The organism is Galbibacter pacificus (assembly GCF_029603165.1).
Classification (GTDB): domain Bacteria; phylum Bacteroidota; class Bacteroidia; order Flavobacteriales; family Flavobacteriaceae; genus Galbibacter; species Galbibacter pacificus.
Window position 1 is genome coordinate 1 of the sequence record NZ_JAQSVC010000007.1, and the last position, 15,654, is coordinate 15,654.

12 protein-coding genes and 1 pseudogene are annotated in these 15,654 nt (G+C 37.1%); 6 read left to right on the forward strand and 7 right to left on the reverse strand.

Features of this window, described 5'->3' with window-relative positions:
* Positions 1-394 precede the first annotated feature (394 nt).
* Positions 395-715, forward strand: coding sequence for an Arm DNA-binding domain-containing protein (locus tag PSF86_RS16190; protein ID WP_277901139.1), 321 nt, complete (start codon positions 395-397; stop codon positions 713-715).
* Positions 705-1,226 carry a phage integrase SAM-like domain-containing protein gene (locus PSF86_RS17910; protein ID WP_407933344.1) on the forward strand — a complete coding sequence of 174 codons (522 nt, stop codon included), beginning with the start codon at positions 705-707 and terminating at the stop codon, positions 1,224-1,226. The genes PSF86_RS16190 and PSF86_RS17910 overlap by 11 nt, the downstream gene beginning before the upstream one ends.
* Here PSF86_RS17910 and PSF86_RS16195 read toward each other — a convergent pair.
* From PSF86_RS16195 to PSF86_RS17960, 7 genes and pseudogenes are all read right to left on the reverse strand, one after another.
* Complete coding sequence (locus PSF86_RS16195; protein ID WP_277901140.1) at positions 1,203-2,492, reverse strand: BamA/TamA family outer membrane protein; 1,290 nt, start codon at positions 2,490-2,492, stop codon at positions 1,203-1,205. The genes PSF86_RS17910 and PSF86_RS16195 overlap by 24 nt on opposite strands.
* Before the next feature lie 80 nt (positions 2,493-2,572).
* A complete protein-coding gene (locus PSF86_RS16200) occupies positions 2,573-3,364 on the reverse strand; it encodes a hypothetical protein (RefSeq protein ID WP_277901141.1) in 792 nt (263 codons plus the stop codon).
* A gap of 133 nt (positions 3,365-3,497) precedes the next feature.
* Complete coding sequence (locus tag PSF86_RS16205; protein ID WP_277901142.1) at positions 3,498-5,867, reverse strand: arylsulfatase; 2,370 nt, start codon at positions 5,865-5,867, stop codon at positions 3,498-3,500.
* A 214-nt stretch (positions 5,868-6,081) separates the two neighbouring features.
* Positions 6,082-7,548: a DUF1254 domain-containing protein gene (locus PSF86_RS16210; protein ID WP_277901143.1), complete on the reverse strand. Its 1,467-nt coding sequence runs from the start codon at positions 7,546-7,548 to the stop codon at positions 6,082-6,084.
* A 78-nt stretch (positions 7,549-7,626) separates the two neighbouring features.
* Positions 7,627-8,697 (reverse strand): DUF1254 domain-containing protein, encoded by a 1,071-nt coding sequence (locus PSF86_RS16215; RefSeq protein ID WP_277901144.1) that lies wholly within the window; start codon positions 8,695-8,697, stop codon positions 7,627-7,629.
* A 621-nt stretch (positions 8,698-9,318) separates the two neighbouring features.
* Positions 9,319-10,875, reverse strand: coding sequence for an arylsulfatase (locus PSF86_RS16220; RefSeq protein ID WP_277901145.1), 1,557 nt, complete (start codon positions 10,873-10,875; stop codon positions 9,319-9,321).
* Positions 10,876-11,290: 415 nt separating this feature from the next.
* A pseudogene (locus PSF86_RS17960) lies at positions 11,291-11,708 on the reverse strand (IS982 family transposase); the annotation flags it as partial.
* Positions 11,709-11,863: 155 nt separating this feature from the next.
* Here PSF86_RS17960 and PSF86_RS16225 point away from each other — a divergent pair.
* The 4 genes from PSF86_RS16225 to PSF86_RS16240 all read left to right on the forward strand — a co-directional run bounded on the left by PSF86_RS16225 (position 11,864) and on the right by PSF86_RS16240 (position 15,654).
* The gene (locus tag PSF86_RS16225) at positions 11,864-12,643 is read left to right on the forward strand and encodes a gluzincin family metallopeptidase (protein ID WP_277901146.1); all 780 of its coding nucleotides are present in this window, start codon (positions 11,864-11,866) and stop codon (positions 12,641-12,643) included.
* A gap of 5 nt (positions 12,644-12,648) precedes the next feature.
* Positions 12,649-13,299 carry a CPBP family intramembrane glutamic endopeptidase gene (locus tag PSF86_RS16230; protein ID WP_277901147.1) on the forward strand — a complete coding sequence of 217 codons (651 nt, stop codon included), beginning with the start codon at positions 12,649-12,651 and terminating at the stop codon, positions 13,297-13,299.
* A gap of 175 nt (positions 13,300-13,474) precedes the next feature.
* Positions 13,475-14,260: a phosphatase PAP2 family protein gene (locus PSF86_RS16235; protein ID WP_277901148.1), complete on the forward strand. Its 786-nt coding sequence runs from the start codon at positions 13,475-13,477 to the stop codon at positions 14,258-14,260.
* A 164-nt stretch (positions 14,261-14,424) separates the two neighbouring features.
* The gene (locus PSF86_RS16240) at positions 14,425-15,654 is read left to right on the forward strand and encodes a TolC family protein (RefSeq protein ID WP_277901149.1); all 1,230 of its coding nucleotides are present in this window, start codon (positions 14,425-14,427) and stop codon (positions 15,652-15,654) included.

Sequence of the window (15,654 nt, forward strand, 5' to 3'; positions counted from 1 at the left end):
AATTGGTATTCATACGTCTGGTTATCAGACTATAATTTACGCTAAATACAGGATAAAAACAAGCAAATGCTCCTGTATATTCAATAAAAAAGCTGGCCCGGTTATGAGACAGCTTCTTTTTCGTGCGGGTGAAAGGACTCGAACCTTCACACCTTGTGGCACTAGATCCTAAGTCTAGCGTATATTCGCACAAAGAAATCTAAATTACCTGATATATAATTAGTTACATTTTTATTAATCTGCTATAAATATATTTAATAGCATAAAAAATTGATAAATGTTGTACCTATGTTGTACCCGAAAAATCCAAGAAAACATGTATCTTTAGGATGTTATTTGAGTAAATATTTACACAAATGTTGTACCTGATTTGGCTTTCGCAAACAGGTAAGCAATGGCAGCAAGCATACAAATTATTCTTAGAAAAAGACCTAACAGTGAAGGTCTTTATCCGCTTGCCATCAGAATAACTAAGGATCGCCATTCTACATACAAGTACCTTGGTCATTATATCGATATTGAGGACTGGGATGATAAAAATAAACTTGTCAAAGAATCACATTATAATTCAGAAAAACTTAATGAACTTATTCAAATTAAACTAAACGAAGCCCAAAAGAGGATGGTTTCTTTGCAAGCTAAGGATAGGGATGCAACTGCATTTTTTATAAAAAAAGAAATATATAAGCCATCAAAAAAATCTAATTTTTTTTGATCTTGCCAAGGAGCATCTTGATGAATTAGAGGCATATAATAAGCACAACCGACATTCTAGTGATTCAGCTTATATTGGGTATATCTATAAGTTTAATAGGTCAAGACAGTTATCATTTAAAGAAATAGATGAAAGATTTTTAAATAAACTGAAAATCTATTTAATTCAAGAGCATTCTCTTTGTTTAGTATCCATCATGAATGTTTTTGTGCTTGTTAGGATGCTTTATAATAAGGCTATCAAAGCAAGGATTGTTAAAAAGAAACTATATCCATTTGGCAGTGATAAAATTAGAATCAAATTTCCTGAAACTGAAAAGGTCGGTTTAGATATTGATGAAATTCAAAGAATTGAATCCTTGGACAACTTAACATATGGAGAAACTCATACGGTGACAAGCTTTTTATTGATTATAAAGGAAAGAAACTATCCATTGTCAATAAACAAACAGGGGAAATTAAAGAAGTTGAATTTTTTAAAAACATCCCTAAAAATTCTCATTCAATCTTAAAAATAAACCTTTGGTGCCATAACTTCCCCAACCATAATCAATCCCGATATTGGTTCTGGCTTTTTGGCTAATATTAAAACGAAGCCCTAAACCGCCGCCTGGTTCTATATATTCAAACAAATCAATACCATTGCTTTTGCCACTAGCTGTGGTGGCATTGGCGTATAAAACCAGTCCTAAAAGTTTCGGGTTCTTTTTAGAGGCATAAAGGTGCTTTCTGTATTCTACGCCGGTAAACATTAAATGATTTCCTCTAAAGCGTCCTTGCGCATAAGGTTCACCTGTTTTAGAATATTGGTCCCATCCTATTGCTGGAAGGTTCATATATGGCAAATCCCCGGATACAGTAAAATTACCAACCATCCATAAGGCTAGAATATTATTGTTGTCTGGGGTGAAATTGAAATAGTCGCGGTATTCTATCCAGAGTTGCGACGAGCTTTGGTCACTGCCTAAAAACTCTGGATTTATTTTGTATTGTACCATGGCGTAACGACCTTGATACGGGTTGTTGATGTTGTCTCTGGTGTCGTAAACCCCGTTTAAAGACAATCCTACCAAGGTACTTTTGTCTTGTTTAAAACCATAGCGCTCGTTATACGCATAATATGGGGTGATTACTGGAGTGTCTGCCTCCAGATCTAATAATTGATCTTTTATATTTCTAAAGAAATCTAAATGTAGACCAAGACCAGCATAAAACGGCGAATCGTTTATTTGCCTTAGATAGGTTTCGTAAAATCTGAAAAATGAGAACTCCATCATATCGGTTTCCGAAGTGCCTTCAATAGAGCTATCGTCAAAACCAAAATTATTGCTAGCCATTCGTGCTGATTGTGGTCCTGTACCCAAGCCCCAAGTAGGCTGCGATGAGTTTAAGTACCGCCAATCACCTAATAAAATATATTTGTTGTCTTCACCATATATGGTCGATTTTAAGGTGATAATGGTTTGCTTTTTGGTAGTATGCGCCAAACCGAGTAAGGCATTCGATATCTTGGTGGTTTCGGGTTCTCCCAAAAAGCCACTTACCGAAGCGCCTACACCATAAATAAAACCAAACGCAGGATTGGCACCTATAACTGGTACGGGTGAAAAGTAAACGGTTCCTTTAGTGGGAGGTTCTTGTTTTTTTAGTTTTTTGGCTTCCTTTTTAGCTTGTTTACGTTGCTTATTACTTGCAATGGTATCGTTTTGAGCTAGAGCCGAAAAGGATAGCATCATGATAATAATGCAACTGTAAATGATTTTAATATGATGTGTCATAAAACGTTGTGGTTAATGTGATTAATTAAAAATAATTTGTAACTGAAACACCGATTCCCAAGTACCAACAATATCGGGTCTTACGGTGTTATAAAACAGTTGGGCTGCGGCACAATAAATAATTTAGATTCTTCTATTTTAAAGGTTTTTCCAGCACCCCCACCAAGAGAGAGTAACAATTGGTCGCCACTTTCGGCCAGCCAATTGTTAACGATCGTGGCATTACTTTCTAAAAACCAGCCTTTAGCTAAATTGTAATAGGTGAAATATTGAAAGTTAAAGGAATTTACTTTGTTTGTACCTTCACCCCCTAACGACCAATAATTTTGAATGACAAAACCATCCGAAAACGTGTCGCCACCATGGTTGAATAATACGGAAGTCCCCATGCTCACACGGTTGCTCCCTAAAATGGGCTCGGTACGCGTGGGTAATTGAATGGCAGGTCCCACACCCCAACTAATGTTGCCCTTTTTCTCGATGGAAGTAAAGAACCCATTAAATAAAATATTATCCAAACCACCTGCATGCGCTCTACCGCTTTCTTGAGTGGGCGTAGGATAAATAGGTACATGGCTAGACGAATTAGTGGACGAAATAGATTGGAACGAAATAATGGTATAGGTAATCAATTTCAGATTTTCACCTAATCGAAATGGCCAAACCGGCTGAATGGAAAAGGACTGCGCCATACCGCCATCAATAGGCAATAACACTTCCTGCAAATAAATACTGCGTAAACCAGCTATAGGGTCTTGACGTTTTCTGGCCATGTCTTCTACAAAAAGTTGTTCTAGAGCTTCAGTCTGCGAATAAGCGTCCATACAAAATAAACAAATACACAAGCACAAGAATAGATAAAACTGCTTCATAAAGTTTAAATTTAAAACGCTGCAAATGGTTTTCAAGACAGTGTTTGTATGTGAAATTAATTAATGATCTGTCTAATACGGCCCTTACAATAGTTTGCTATTATTTTCTTAGTAATTTCACCAAAATATTTGTTTACATGTTTATATACTTAATCGAAGTCTCTCCAATGGTTCCGTTGAAAGAAAAAGGAGCTTCCTTATGGTAGTCTAGTGAGACAGGCGAGTCGCGGTCTGTTCCAATATCGAAGGTGGCATTACTAGTAAAATGCAAAGACATTCCGTTAGGAACTCGTCCAGAGGCAACTTCTTTACCATCTACACGAATAACCACATCTATAGGGCCTCCAATTTTGTCTATAAGCTTAGATTCTATAGATATTTTCTTTTGTCCAGGTTTGATGGTTTTAGATTGTATTTTGGTTCTTCTTACCATAAACAAATTAAATTCGTAGTGCAGTTGATTGTCTTTAAAGAAGCAAGTAACTCCACCGCCCATTCCTGCTAAGGCGTACAATACGCCATTGGCATTTTCTGGCACATCAACTTCCATTTCAACTAAACTACTTACTTTATCAAGTTTCGGTGCTGTTGATTCAGGCATGTTGGATATAGGGTGGTTAAAAACCCACTCAGTTCTATTTGGTGCAGGGGCATCTTCTGGGTGATAAAGTGCCGTAGACCATAGGCCTCCACCAATAGGTAGATTTTTATTTTTAGCAGATTCGGTTAGAAAAAGGGCTTTCATTTCTTCTAATTTTTCTGGGTATTGGGCAGACACATCGTTGGCTTGCGACCAGTCTTCATCTATATGGTACAACTCCCAGGTATCTGTTAGGGGCGACCATTCTTTAATGCCTTTTGGAATTCCACCAACCCATGGGGTGCGTGGTCCTGGAGCAGAAGCAAACCAGCCTTCATGATAAATGCCTCTGCTGGCCATGATATCGAAAAATTGAGTGGATCTACGCCCCTTTGCTTTTGTATCGTTAAACGAATAGGCTAAGCTTATGCCATCCATAGCGTCTTGGGTAAATCCATTAACCACGTTAGGATGTTGTATATCTAAAAGTTCATAAACAGTAGGGGCAATATCAATACAATGATGAAATTGCGAGTGAGGTTTACCGTCTGGTTTAATCGATTTAGGCCATGATACTGCAAGCGGATTACGAGTGCCTCCAAAATAAGCACCCTGTAGCTTGGTGCCTTGGTATGGAGTGCTTCCGGCCCAGGCCCATCCAGCGTGGTACATATTGTCTGTTAATGCGGAGCCTAAAACATCTAAGCCTCCTATGTCATTCAACGCAGAGATATGTTCTGAAATTTTAGTAGGAATACCATTTTGTGCTAATTGTTCGCTTATGGTTCCGTATAAGCCTTCTGAGGAAGAACCGTTATCGCCCCAGATATAAAAAATAATGGTGTTATCCAGTTCTCCTGCAGCTTCTATTTCATCTAGAATACGTCCCGCTTGTGTATCTGCATGTTCTGTAAACCCAGCAAAAACTTCCATTAAACGACGTTGAAAGGGTTTTTCATTTTCTGGGATGGATTCCCAAGAGGCCATTGTTTCCGCTCTTGGAGTTAGTTTTGCGTTTTCTGAAACCCAGCCAAGTTTCTTCTGGTTTTCAAAAACACGTTTTCTGTATGCATCCCATCCATCATCAAATTTGCCTTTGTATTTATCGGCCCATTCTTTCATGACTTGGTGTGGCCCGTGGGAGGCACCTGGTGCCCAATAAACAAACCAAGGTTTATCTGGTGCATAGGCTTTTTGTTCCCTAAGCCATGTAATGGCATCGTCTGCAATATCCTCAGATAAGTGGTAATGGTCGTTGCCACCAGAGGTTTCGGGGTGGTCCACAAACGTTGTGTTTCGCACCATGGTAGGCTCAAATTGAGAGGCCTCCCCAGCTAGAAAACCATAAAAATACTCAAAGCCATAGCCCGTTGGCCAATAGTCGAAAGGACCTTTTGAGGTAATTTGATCTTCTGGGGTATTATGCCATTTACCAAAAGCTGCCGTGTTATAACCGTAAGCTTTGAGTACTTCTGCCATAGTAGCTGATGTTTTTGGGATAATACCGCTAAATCCATCAAAGTCGTTTGCAATGGCCGAAATTTGTCCGTTGCCTACCCGTGTATGGTTTCGGCCTGTAAGAATTGCAGCTCGGGTAGGGGAGCACATGGCCGTGGTGTGGAAACGGTTATAGGAAATGCCATTTTCAGCCACTCTATCGAGTGTTGGGGTATGAATTTCACCTCCGTAGGTGGTTGGAAAACCGTTACCTACATCGTCAATTAAAATAACTAAAATATTAGGTGCATCATCTGGTAACCTTTTTGGGTCTTCCCGTTTTTGATAACTGGAAGTTTCTATGGTAACCCCTGGTTTAGAAGCCGACGGTGTGGGCGGAAACGGTAAAACATCTTGTGCATTTGCACTAAAGGCAAAAATCAAAAATATGAGGGGGAATAATAGTTTATTATATTTTAGGTACATGATTAATAGTTTTAATTATTAATATTATGGTTATAACTAGAACGTTTTTGTGGTTTTTTAAGTTTTAAGAAAGGAATTGATTGATGGTTCCTTTTTATAAATAATGTTAATCTTGTCCGAATCATGATGGCCATTCCTGTGAATAATAGATTCCAATCATAAATAATAAAACCTCTAAAGTTATAGAAACTAAGAGGTCTATTAATATATTAAGTTACCTCACGTTCTTTGTTTGTGGCGGAGTCCAAGTGCCTTCGTAAATGGCTTTTTTAGGACCATAAGCTCTAATATAAAGTGAATACACGCCTTCTTTAGGCGATGGTAACCAGTTGTTTTTCAATCTGCCTTTTGGAGCATTTGGCTGTACATAAATGGTTAAACTACCATCGGGATTATACACTAAATCTTTGTTTTTAGTCCCTAAAGAATAGCGGTCTATCTCGTTAGGATAAAAGAAATGTTGTTCGTTATAAAGAGTTAAAGACCAAAATCCATTAACAGGGGGTGTTTCCCCTTTTTTAAAAGTCACTTCATAATTGTTACCTCCCGTTAAGCGACCAGCGCTTGAATCGAAATCATTTCCAAAATACATGGTCTCGAATGGAATGTTTGAAAACATATTTCCCTTAGCTGTTGCCGTACGTTGAAAATAGCCAAATCCAAATTCGGCTGCATTCTTTTGCGTGCGCCATCCGTTTCCGGCTTCAACTCCATTGTTTCTAAATTCGAACATAGGTTGAATGATTTCCTTTTCGGTTTCTACAGCAACATCAACTAAGGCTTGTTGTAATTCTGGATTGTCTTTGGCAGCATCCAAAATTTGCTTGATCCAAGCATACATCGCTTCCTCTCCTGGTAGTGCTGGTACTTCTTCCATCACCTCTGGTAGTTGCTCAAAGAATGTTTCTGGTACCACCCATGCGGTCTCGCCTTTACTTCCAGCATTCGGGTCTGGAATGGTTTTCGCTTCGGTCCAATTAATTGTTTTCATTTTACCTGTGTATTCGCTAGCAGGATACTGGACAATTTGGTTAATCAGGGGTTGGATGTCTTTTTTGTCCTGTTTGGTATCATCCATAAATACACGTGGAAAAATAGCTCCTATGTTGGTTGGCGATTGATAGACAGCTTCTACACCTGCTGGTTTTTCACCAGACCAATCCGGTCCAACAAACATATAAAACCCAGGTTTGGTGTTGTACATACTTCCTACTGTAGCAAAGGAATTACTGCGTTGGTCAACAATTTGATACACCCAAAAGCGATCGTCAAAATCAGGGATTTGAATAATAACAGCTGGGTCTTTTTTAAAGTTTAAAAAACCTAGTCCATAAACCACGTCTTGATTCGGACTGGTAATAAAACGTTGTTCTGGCGCCAGATAATCGTGCAGCATGGTATTTTGGTTGCTAGGTGCAACGGGTAGCACGCCACCCATATAACCACGAAATGGCGCTTTACCACCAATTTGTGCTTCTCGGTTGTGCATGTTTACCAAAGGCCATCCCCATAAATAAGCCATCTTACCAATGGCTTTGACGTATTCTTTAGAAAGTGGCGCACCTGGTATTGGTGCTTGGACTTCGCTTGCTTGGGTGGGTTGTGGCACTTGTCCACTATGTTGGGCAAAGCTGCTTATGGTTCCTGCCAAGAGGAAAATAGATAACATAGATGTTTTCATGAGAGTGATGATGTGTTTGTTTAGATCTTCAAGAGTTTGAAAACCATGAAGATCTATGATTAATTAATAGCTTTTAGGTTATTGAACGACTTCTATCTTTACATTGTTCTTGTCAAGATTATGTACATAATCTATAACTTGCTCTGGAGTATCTGGTACGTAAAGACGGATAACCATAGTCCAATTATCCACTGTGTCTAAATTGTTTTTTTGATCTGGACAGTTAAAATAAAAAGTAATCGAACCATCGGTATCCTTTTCGGCATTTCTATCTCTTAAGGCATAGTTTTCTGTGGCTATCCAACCTCTCATATCATAAACTGTAACCGACATAAATCCACCTTTGTCGTATTGTAAAGGCGGTTTTGGTAGTGTAATTTTAGAGCATACACTACTCTTCTTGGCTTCGCCTTCCGGCATTATTTTGGGCCAGTAAATGGCGTGTTCTTTGGGTAAACCAGCCCATCCGCCTGCCGCAGCAATAGTGTAATCTTCTTGGCTAACTACATCAGGAGTTCCGAAGGCTTTCCAAGATCTCACCTTGGGGCCTTGGTACAATAAAGAGTCCCGAACTCTGTCTAATGACGCTTTATCAAACCCTTTTGGTGTGTAGGGTTTGTTGGATTTTGCTTTAATGATGTAAGCGTCTTGGTGTTTGTGCGCATCGGTATAACCCGCTTCGTTTTCGGGGCGGACTTCGGTACGGGTGTTTAGCCATACATAGTTGCCTTTAGTAAGCATGTCTGATGTTATGTGTAAACTATCGCCAGGGTAGAGTACAGCAAAGGTGTATTGATTTTCATCAAAAACCTGTATTACCGAATATTTATCCCACTCCGGATTTATAAGTGTTGCGCCTTCGGAGCAATCTACTACGGCATGACTATATAAACAGTCTTGATTTTCGCGAATGACTACTTGGGTTTTAATGTCGGAATATTCGCGGTGATGGTTAAAGGTGTTTACAGGCACTTCTTTCATTAAATCTGAAAAATAATGGTCGGTTTCGGCCTCGACAAAGTTTTTGGTGGTTACTATAATATTATCAGGCTCTGTTGGTTTTTCTTCCTTCTCAGAAACAGTCTCCTTATTATTTTTTTTGTTATTGTTGGCACAACTTACAGTAAGAAGTAATACTGCAACAATCATAGCAAAAAAATGAATTTTTGTTCTCATTGTACTCTTAATATGGGTTGATACTATATTTGTTGTAGTGTATGGGGAAAGAAATATAATTTAAAGATATGAAGTATTTATAAAAAAATACGATAAACATACATTTATATACAAAAAACAGTTAATTCGATGTTAAAACATTAAAGGTAAAACTTATTTATGATGATTATTTTAAAACTATAGCAGGCTAAAACTACTATCTTTGAGTATATCCAAATTTTGATAAATGGAAAATCTTGTATACAATAAATGAATGGTTAATTCCAGATTAATATATGAAAATAACAATTTTATAATTAAAGTATGATTGATTAACAATCACTTAATTTATCAGTTGCAAAAAACTAATTTATTTTATTGGTTTATTCAAAAAACTCATTATGTTTGCACCGCTTTACAGATAAAGCAATGCAAAAGGAAAGTTCTTTATTAGATGAGTTACTTATTCGGTTATCTGAACATTTAAAATTAGGATAACTCATTGATTTTAAGCAATATGATGTTGGGTTTAGGCAGGTTGCCACCCAGATATTTTTCTAATATAATAAGTACTTTCCACGAAATATTAATGGTTGAAATACCTTAAACGGAACTTTATTTTCCTTCTTGTCCAGCGGTTAAAGATTTCATTACTTCATCTAAATTAAAAGAAGCCGGTCTTTGTCTTGGAGGATACTTTTCGAATGTTTTAATCATTTCCGCGGCGATTGCTTGAGAAGCTCCTCCAGCAAATTGCACAATACCCTCCATCCACTCGTAATAACTATTTGCGTTGTGCTGGGCTCTTTCAAAAGGATCCATGCGTAGATCAAATACCAAAGGTATTCGTAATTGCACAAATGGATACATCCAAACACCAAACTTAGATGATTGTTGTTCCATAAATACTAACTTCCATCTATCATAACGCATAGCGACAAGTTGCCCATCATCGTTCCAGTAATAAAACTCTCTTCTTGGCCAATTTGTAGCTCCATATTGATTTTTAGACTCCTGTTTTTCGTCTGTAAGGAAAGGCAATAAGTTGTATCCGTCTAAATGGACATTGTAGGTTCTGTTTACTCCTTTATAACCATTTAATAGCTCTTGCTTAATGTTTGGTTTTCCAGCTGCGGCCATTAAAGTTGGAACCCAATCATTCCCAGCTACTATTTGATTGACTACCTTTCCAGCTTTGATTTTCCCCGGCCATTTTATAATACAAGGAACGCGATAGCCCCCTTCCCAGTTAGTGTTTTTCTCTCCTCTAAAAGGTGTAATACCGCCATCGGGCCACATATTAAAATGCGGACCATTATCAGTCGTATAAATCACAATGGTATTATCATCTACGCCTAAATCTTCCAACTTTTTTAAGATTTGTCCTACTTGATCATCGTGCTGTACCATTCCATCAGCATATTCATTCAAACCAGTTTTTCCATCATATTTTTCAGGAACATGGGTTACATAATGCATACGTGTAGTATTAAACCAAACAAAAAATGGTTTATCTGCTTGAACCGATTTATCCATGAATTTTTCTGCAGCATCTAAAAACTCCTGATCTACAGTTTCCATTCTTTTCTTTGTTAATGGCCCTGTATCTTCTACTTTCCCATCTGCAGTACTGTGGATAACTCCTCTTGGACCAAATTTCTTTCTAAACTCAGGGTTCATGGGATAGTTGGGATTCTCTGGGGCTTCTTCTGCATTTAAATGATAAAGGTTCCCATAAAACTCATCAAATCCGTGATTGGTCGGTAAAAATTCATCCAAATCCCCTAAATGATTTTTGCCAAATTGACCGGTAGCATATCCAAGAGGTTTTAATAACTCAGCTAAGGTTGGATCTTCTGGTTGAATCCCTAATGTAGATCCTGGTATCCCTACTTTAGTCATTCCTGTACGAACAGGCATTTGACCTGTAATTAAAGCGGCACGACCTGCCGTACAGCTTTGCTCTGCATAATAATCTGTAAAAATAGCTCCTTCATTGGCTAGTTTATCAATATTTGGAGTTGTATACCCCATCATACCGCGATTATTATAGCTTAAGTTCCAATAACCAATATCATCCCCCATAATGATAAGAATATTTGGTCTGTCTTGCCCAATTATAAAATTGAATAAAAATAATGCAACAGGTAAAAGCATAAATTTGTTTCTCATGATACATATTTTATTGATGAAAATAAAACAGTAGGAGGGGGAAGGGAATTAATCCATTGTAAATGTAATTATATAATAGATTATCTAAATATAATATTTTTAACGATTACATAAAAATATTATACTTTTTGTGTCAGTCATTGTCTCCAATAAACTTCTCCGACAATAAAGGAGGGAAGCTTGTCTGAGATATGATAGGGGAAGGCATAAGCGATAATAATGATAGTAAATATTTATTAATTCCGTTGTGCATTTTAAATAATGCTAATTTTATATTATTGAGATTTCTATTAAATAGGAACTTGTTGATATATTGTACAGCCGTAAAAGCGGTTATTTTGAACAATACGCTGGTTTTGAGCCTTTAAAAGCTTTAGCGTAATTATGCCTTATTATAAAATAAATTTAGCTACACTTGTGTTGATAGATAACCTTTGCCTGGAAATATATGGTTTTCCTCTTTACATATCTTTGACCAGGTACTCCGTGATAACTTAAAGACTTCCAAAGGCATGCTATCAAGCAAAAAATAGTCTTCAAGCTCATTAAAACAAGAAGTTAATTTTAACCGTATTTCATTTAGGTTGTCCGCTAATCTTCGTCTTCTTCTATTATATACGCTACGCTTTATCCTTGTCGATAGTTTCTCGGAAAGTTTTCTGGACAGGTCATTTTCACTGTCTATGCCCATATACTCAGCAGTTAGGCTTAGACCATGGGATTCCACCACTTAGGGTTGGTTCTCGGTTTTGATACTTTAAAAGTTGTTCTTTTGATATTTTTCTTAATACTTTCAATATTCTTTCGTAATTTGCATTTAAGTTATTTGTTATTAATGTTTTACAGCTAAAACAAATTACTGATTATCAGTAAGGTGAACAACTTTTCTCTTTTAATTCATAATGCACGACGGGTTAATCCTATTATAAAGTCAAGGTCGGCCATATGATGAAACAGGTATGATTTCAGCAAAAATGTATCGATTAAAATGAAAAAAATTAAAAAGTTCCTTGTTTCCTTTGCAGCTTTGATTCTTGTTTTATCAATAGTATATTTTTCACCTGTAGATAGGAATAATTTTAAGACCCGGCATTTTACCTTTATATATAGTGACAAAATCGATAAGGAATTAATCCTTAAACTTTCAGGTGCATTAGAGGATAATTATGTACGCGTTAGCACTGATTTAAAAACAAAACCTTATCATAATATTGAAGTTTATATTTACGATCAAAGATGGAGATATGTCAAAGCTACCGGGAATTGGAATGCATCAGGTAATATAGAAGGTGTCTCGAAACTTCACTTTATTAAAAAAGCTTGGGGTGAGAATGATGAACAAAAAGTGGCAGTCCATGAATTTGCCCATGCGGTAACATTAAAATTGCTCATAGATCAAGAAACCCTCCCCATGGATTCAAATGTGTTTGATAAGAAATTTTCCTCTTTTCCCATATGGCTTTGGGAGGCGATAAGTGTATATGAAGCGCAACAATTTGTCGACCCGAGCACCTTGTCATATATGGATATGGAACATTACCCGTCTCTCCCAGAACTCGACAAGCGGTTAAAAGGAGGGAAAATTTATAGTTGCGGTTATACTATTATTGAATATATCCTATTTAAATATGGCCGTGACGGTTTTATTCGCCTTATTAAAAATTATGGGGATCTAGAAGCTACTTATCATATAACAGATAATCAATTTTCAAAGGACTGGCATGAATTTTTGATCCAAAAATATATAAAAAGTAAGTACCCGATTTAAACTGTATGAAAACAAAAATAAAGAAAGGCTTACTGGATCTCCTGACAATACTGTTCGTTGTTTTATTTCCCCATTATGTCCCGCTCCCTTTTTATTCGTACGCCATTATCTGTTGGGTAACTGTATGGTGGGTATTGCACAGGCAAAATAAATCATTAAGGGATTTAGGGTTGATAAAAAATGGGGTCACTGTAAAAGTGCTCCTTGCCGGGACGGTTTCGGCCTTAATTTGGGTAGCATTCATGAGGTGGGCTTATCTTCCAGTGGTACGGTATTTTTTTATTGTTCCCGAGTATACGGAGTATAATTTTATTCAGGACCATATATTTACTTTTGTACTTATAACCGTTGCGGCCTGGATAATAGGTGGTTTTTATGAAGAAATTATTTTTAGGGGGTATATCCAAACAACCATTGAAAATTGGCTTGGAGTAAGGAACTCATTTTGGTTCTCCGGTCTTATAACAAGCGTGATATTTGGATTATACCATTGGCAACAGGGATTTTTAGGTGTTATGGCCGCAGCCTTGGGGGGCCTATTCTGGACCTGTTTGTTGAAAAGGTTTGGAAGGAACCTTTGGTACCCCATTTTCTCCCATGCCATTTTTGATACCATTACTTTGACATTGATTTATCTAGGCCTGTTCAATGCATGAAAATTAGTTTGGTAGGGCTGTCTTTGGCGTCCCTTCCAAGGGCACTTTATAAATAAATGAACCTTCCAAAAGGATTTATGTTCTTTAAATCAACTTTAGAATTCAAAAATACATTTGGCAAAACTAAACAGGTACCCGGCTAATTTAATAATGCGGTACCCATTATGCCATGCCCATGAATGTACATTTCGTTAAAACAAAGAGGGGTGTAACTTTTTTAATCCTTTTATTGTCCTTTGCCTGCTTTGGCCAAAAAAGAGCAGACAAGGATTCCATAAATATTAAAGGCCCTACCAATATACGGTTTCAGTATAAATCATTGATCGTGCCTTCCGTTTTGATAGGTTATGGCCTTTTGGCGACGGAGAGCCATACACTTATAGACTTCAACGGAGAAATCAAAGAAGAGGTAAATGAGCATATCGATGAGAAGTTTACCATGGACGATATCTCTCAATATGCTCCTGCCCTGGCGGTATATGGACTTAATATGGCGGATATTAAGGGTAGGAATACCTTAAGGGACAGGACCGTTATATTGGGGACTGCTTATTTGATAATGGGATCGAGTGTTACCGGCTTAAAGGCCATTACCAGGGTAGAGCGGCCCGATGGTACTTCGAGGAACTCTTTTCCTTCGGGGCATACGGCTACGGCCTTTATGGGAGCGGAATTTTTATATCAAGAATATAAGGACGTTTCCGTTTGGTATGGTATGGCTGGGTATGCCGTGGCGGTAGGGACTGGCTTTTTTAGGATTTATAACGACAGGCATTGGTTCAGCGATGTTGTCGCTGGGGCCGGGATCGGGATTCTAAGTACCAAGATTGCATATTGGGTCCATCCGTTTATCAATAAAAAGTTATTTCCCAATCATGTGAAAGAACCGAAGTATGAGAAGGCATTTGCCTCTTTTTATAACGGCAGGGAAGCCGGGGTCGGTGCAGTTATCCGGTTTTGATAATAGGAATGCCAACCATTTTCCAGGACCTGCCTATTAAAACCCCAATGGCAACATCTTTAAAATAACTTTAGAATTGCTAAATATATTTGTTCATTCTATAATGTAAATTTGTGCGTACTATTCTTTTTTATAGCTTTCTGTTTTTGTTTGCTAGTTCTATAATGGGACAAGAGCAAAAGAACCTTAAATATTTTATTAATCAAGCGGAGGAGCATTTACCAAATGTAAAGGAAATTGAAAACCTCAAACGAATCGGGGAGTTGCAATATGAGATTATCAAGGCTCAACATAATGCATTTCAGGTGAATGCAACCACAGATGTGTTGGTAGCCCCTTATTTTAATAATAATGGAAAGTTCATTGACATTACTACAAGCCCCTCTAATAGTGCTTATGGTTATGATGCAGGCATTACAAATGGAGGGCTTTATTCTGTACAGGTTAATATTACCAAAAACTTATTTAATAAAAAATTGGTAGACGGACTTTTATTGCAAAGTAAACTAACCAATGAAGGGATATTGTTATCATCGAGTGCTATGGTGCATACTTTAATAAAAAATATTACTGATACATATATCCTAGCTTATCAACAACAATTAAAAATTGAATTTACCAAAGAGATTCTAGCGGCACTAACACAAAGACTTGATGTGGTTGAGATATTAGTGAAAAACGGAATTCTTTCCAATAGTGACTATTTATTGTTAAAACTTGACATAGATTCAAAAGGTATTGAACAGAAGCAAAACAGGATAGCTTTCAATACTACTATAATTCAACTATTTTCCTTGTGTGGAATTTCAGCTAAAAAAACAGAAAGTTTACTCCCTCCCATCTTGGATTACAAAGAAGCTCCAAAAACTTTCTTTTACCTTAAAAAGTATCGAAATGATAGTTTACAACTCAAGTCTGATGAACAGGTTTTATTAAATCAGTATAAACCAAGTTTATCGCTTTATGGAAATACTGGAGTTAATGCAGTGGAGCTGTCGCATATTGATCATAGAATTGGAGCTAGCGTTGGCTTACATCTTGCCATTCCTATTTATGATGGGAAAAGGCGTAAATATATGTTGGATCAAAATAAATTAAAAAGAGAGAACCTAGAAGGGTATAGAAAAAATGATGCTGTTAAATTAAATAATGATTTAATGGCTTTGGATAATCAAGTGATTGCCTTGCAGAATCAAATTACCTTGCTTAACAAACAATTGGATCAGTATGCCCATATCCAAGAAATCTATAAAGAAAAGTTCGTGCAGGGACAGGTTTCTATTGTTGATTATTTAAATGTTATTCAGAGTTATAAATCGAACATGTATACCAAATTACAAGCACAAACAAATTTATGGCTTTTAAAAAGTCAGTTTAACTATACAAATTGGTAA

Bases quoted from the DNA above. Each gene is read 5' to 3' on its own strand.
- PSF86_RS16190 (WP_277901139.1), top strand. From the start codon at position 395: ATGGCAGCAAGCATACAAATTATTCTTAGAAAAAGACCTAACAGTGAA.
- PSF86_RS16195 (WP_277901140.1), bottom strand. From the start codon at position 2,492: ATGACACATCATATTAAAATCATTTACAGTTGCATTATTATCATGATG.
- PSF86_RS16200 (WP_277901141.1), bottom strand. From the start codon at position 3,364: ATGAAGCAGTTTTATCTATTCTTGTGCTTGTGTATTTGTTTATTTTGT.
- PSF86_RS16205 (WP_277901142.1), bottom strand. From the start codon at position 5,867: ATGTACCTAAAATATAATAAACTATTATTCCCCCTCATATTTTTGATT.
- PSF86_RS16210 (WP_277901143.1), bottom strand. From the start codon at position 7,548: ATGAAAACATCTATGTTATCTATTTTCCTCTTGGCAGGAACCATAAGC.
- PSF86_RS16215 (WP_277901144.1), bottom strand. From the start codon at position 8,697: ATGATTGTTGCAGTATTACTTCTTACTGTAAGTTGTGCCAACAATAAC.
- PSF86_RS16220 (WP_277901145.1), bottom strand. From the start codon at position 10,875: ATGAGAAACAAATTTATGCTTTTACCTGTTGCATTATTTTTATTCAAT.
- PSF86_RS16225 (WP_277901146.1), top strand. From the start codon at position 11,864: ATGAAAAAAATTAAAAAGTTCCTTGTTTCCTTTGCAGCTTTGATTCTT.
- PSF86_RS16230 (WP_277901147.1), top strand. From the start codon at position 12,649: ATGAAAACAAAAATAAAGAAAGGCTTACTGGATCTCCTGACAATACTG.
- PSF86_RS16235 (WP_277901148.1), top strand. From the start codon at position 13,475: ATGAATGTACATTTCGTTAAAACAAAGAGGGGTGTAACTTTTTTAATC.
- PSF86_RS16240 (WP_277901149.1), top strand. From the start codon at position 14,425: ATGGGACAAGAGCAAAAGAACCTTAAATATTTTATTAATCAAGCGGAG.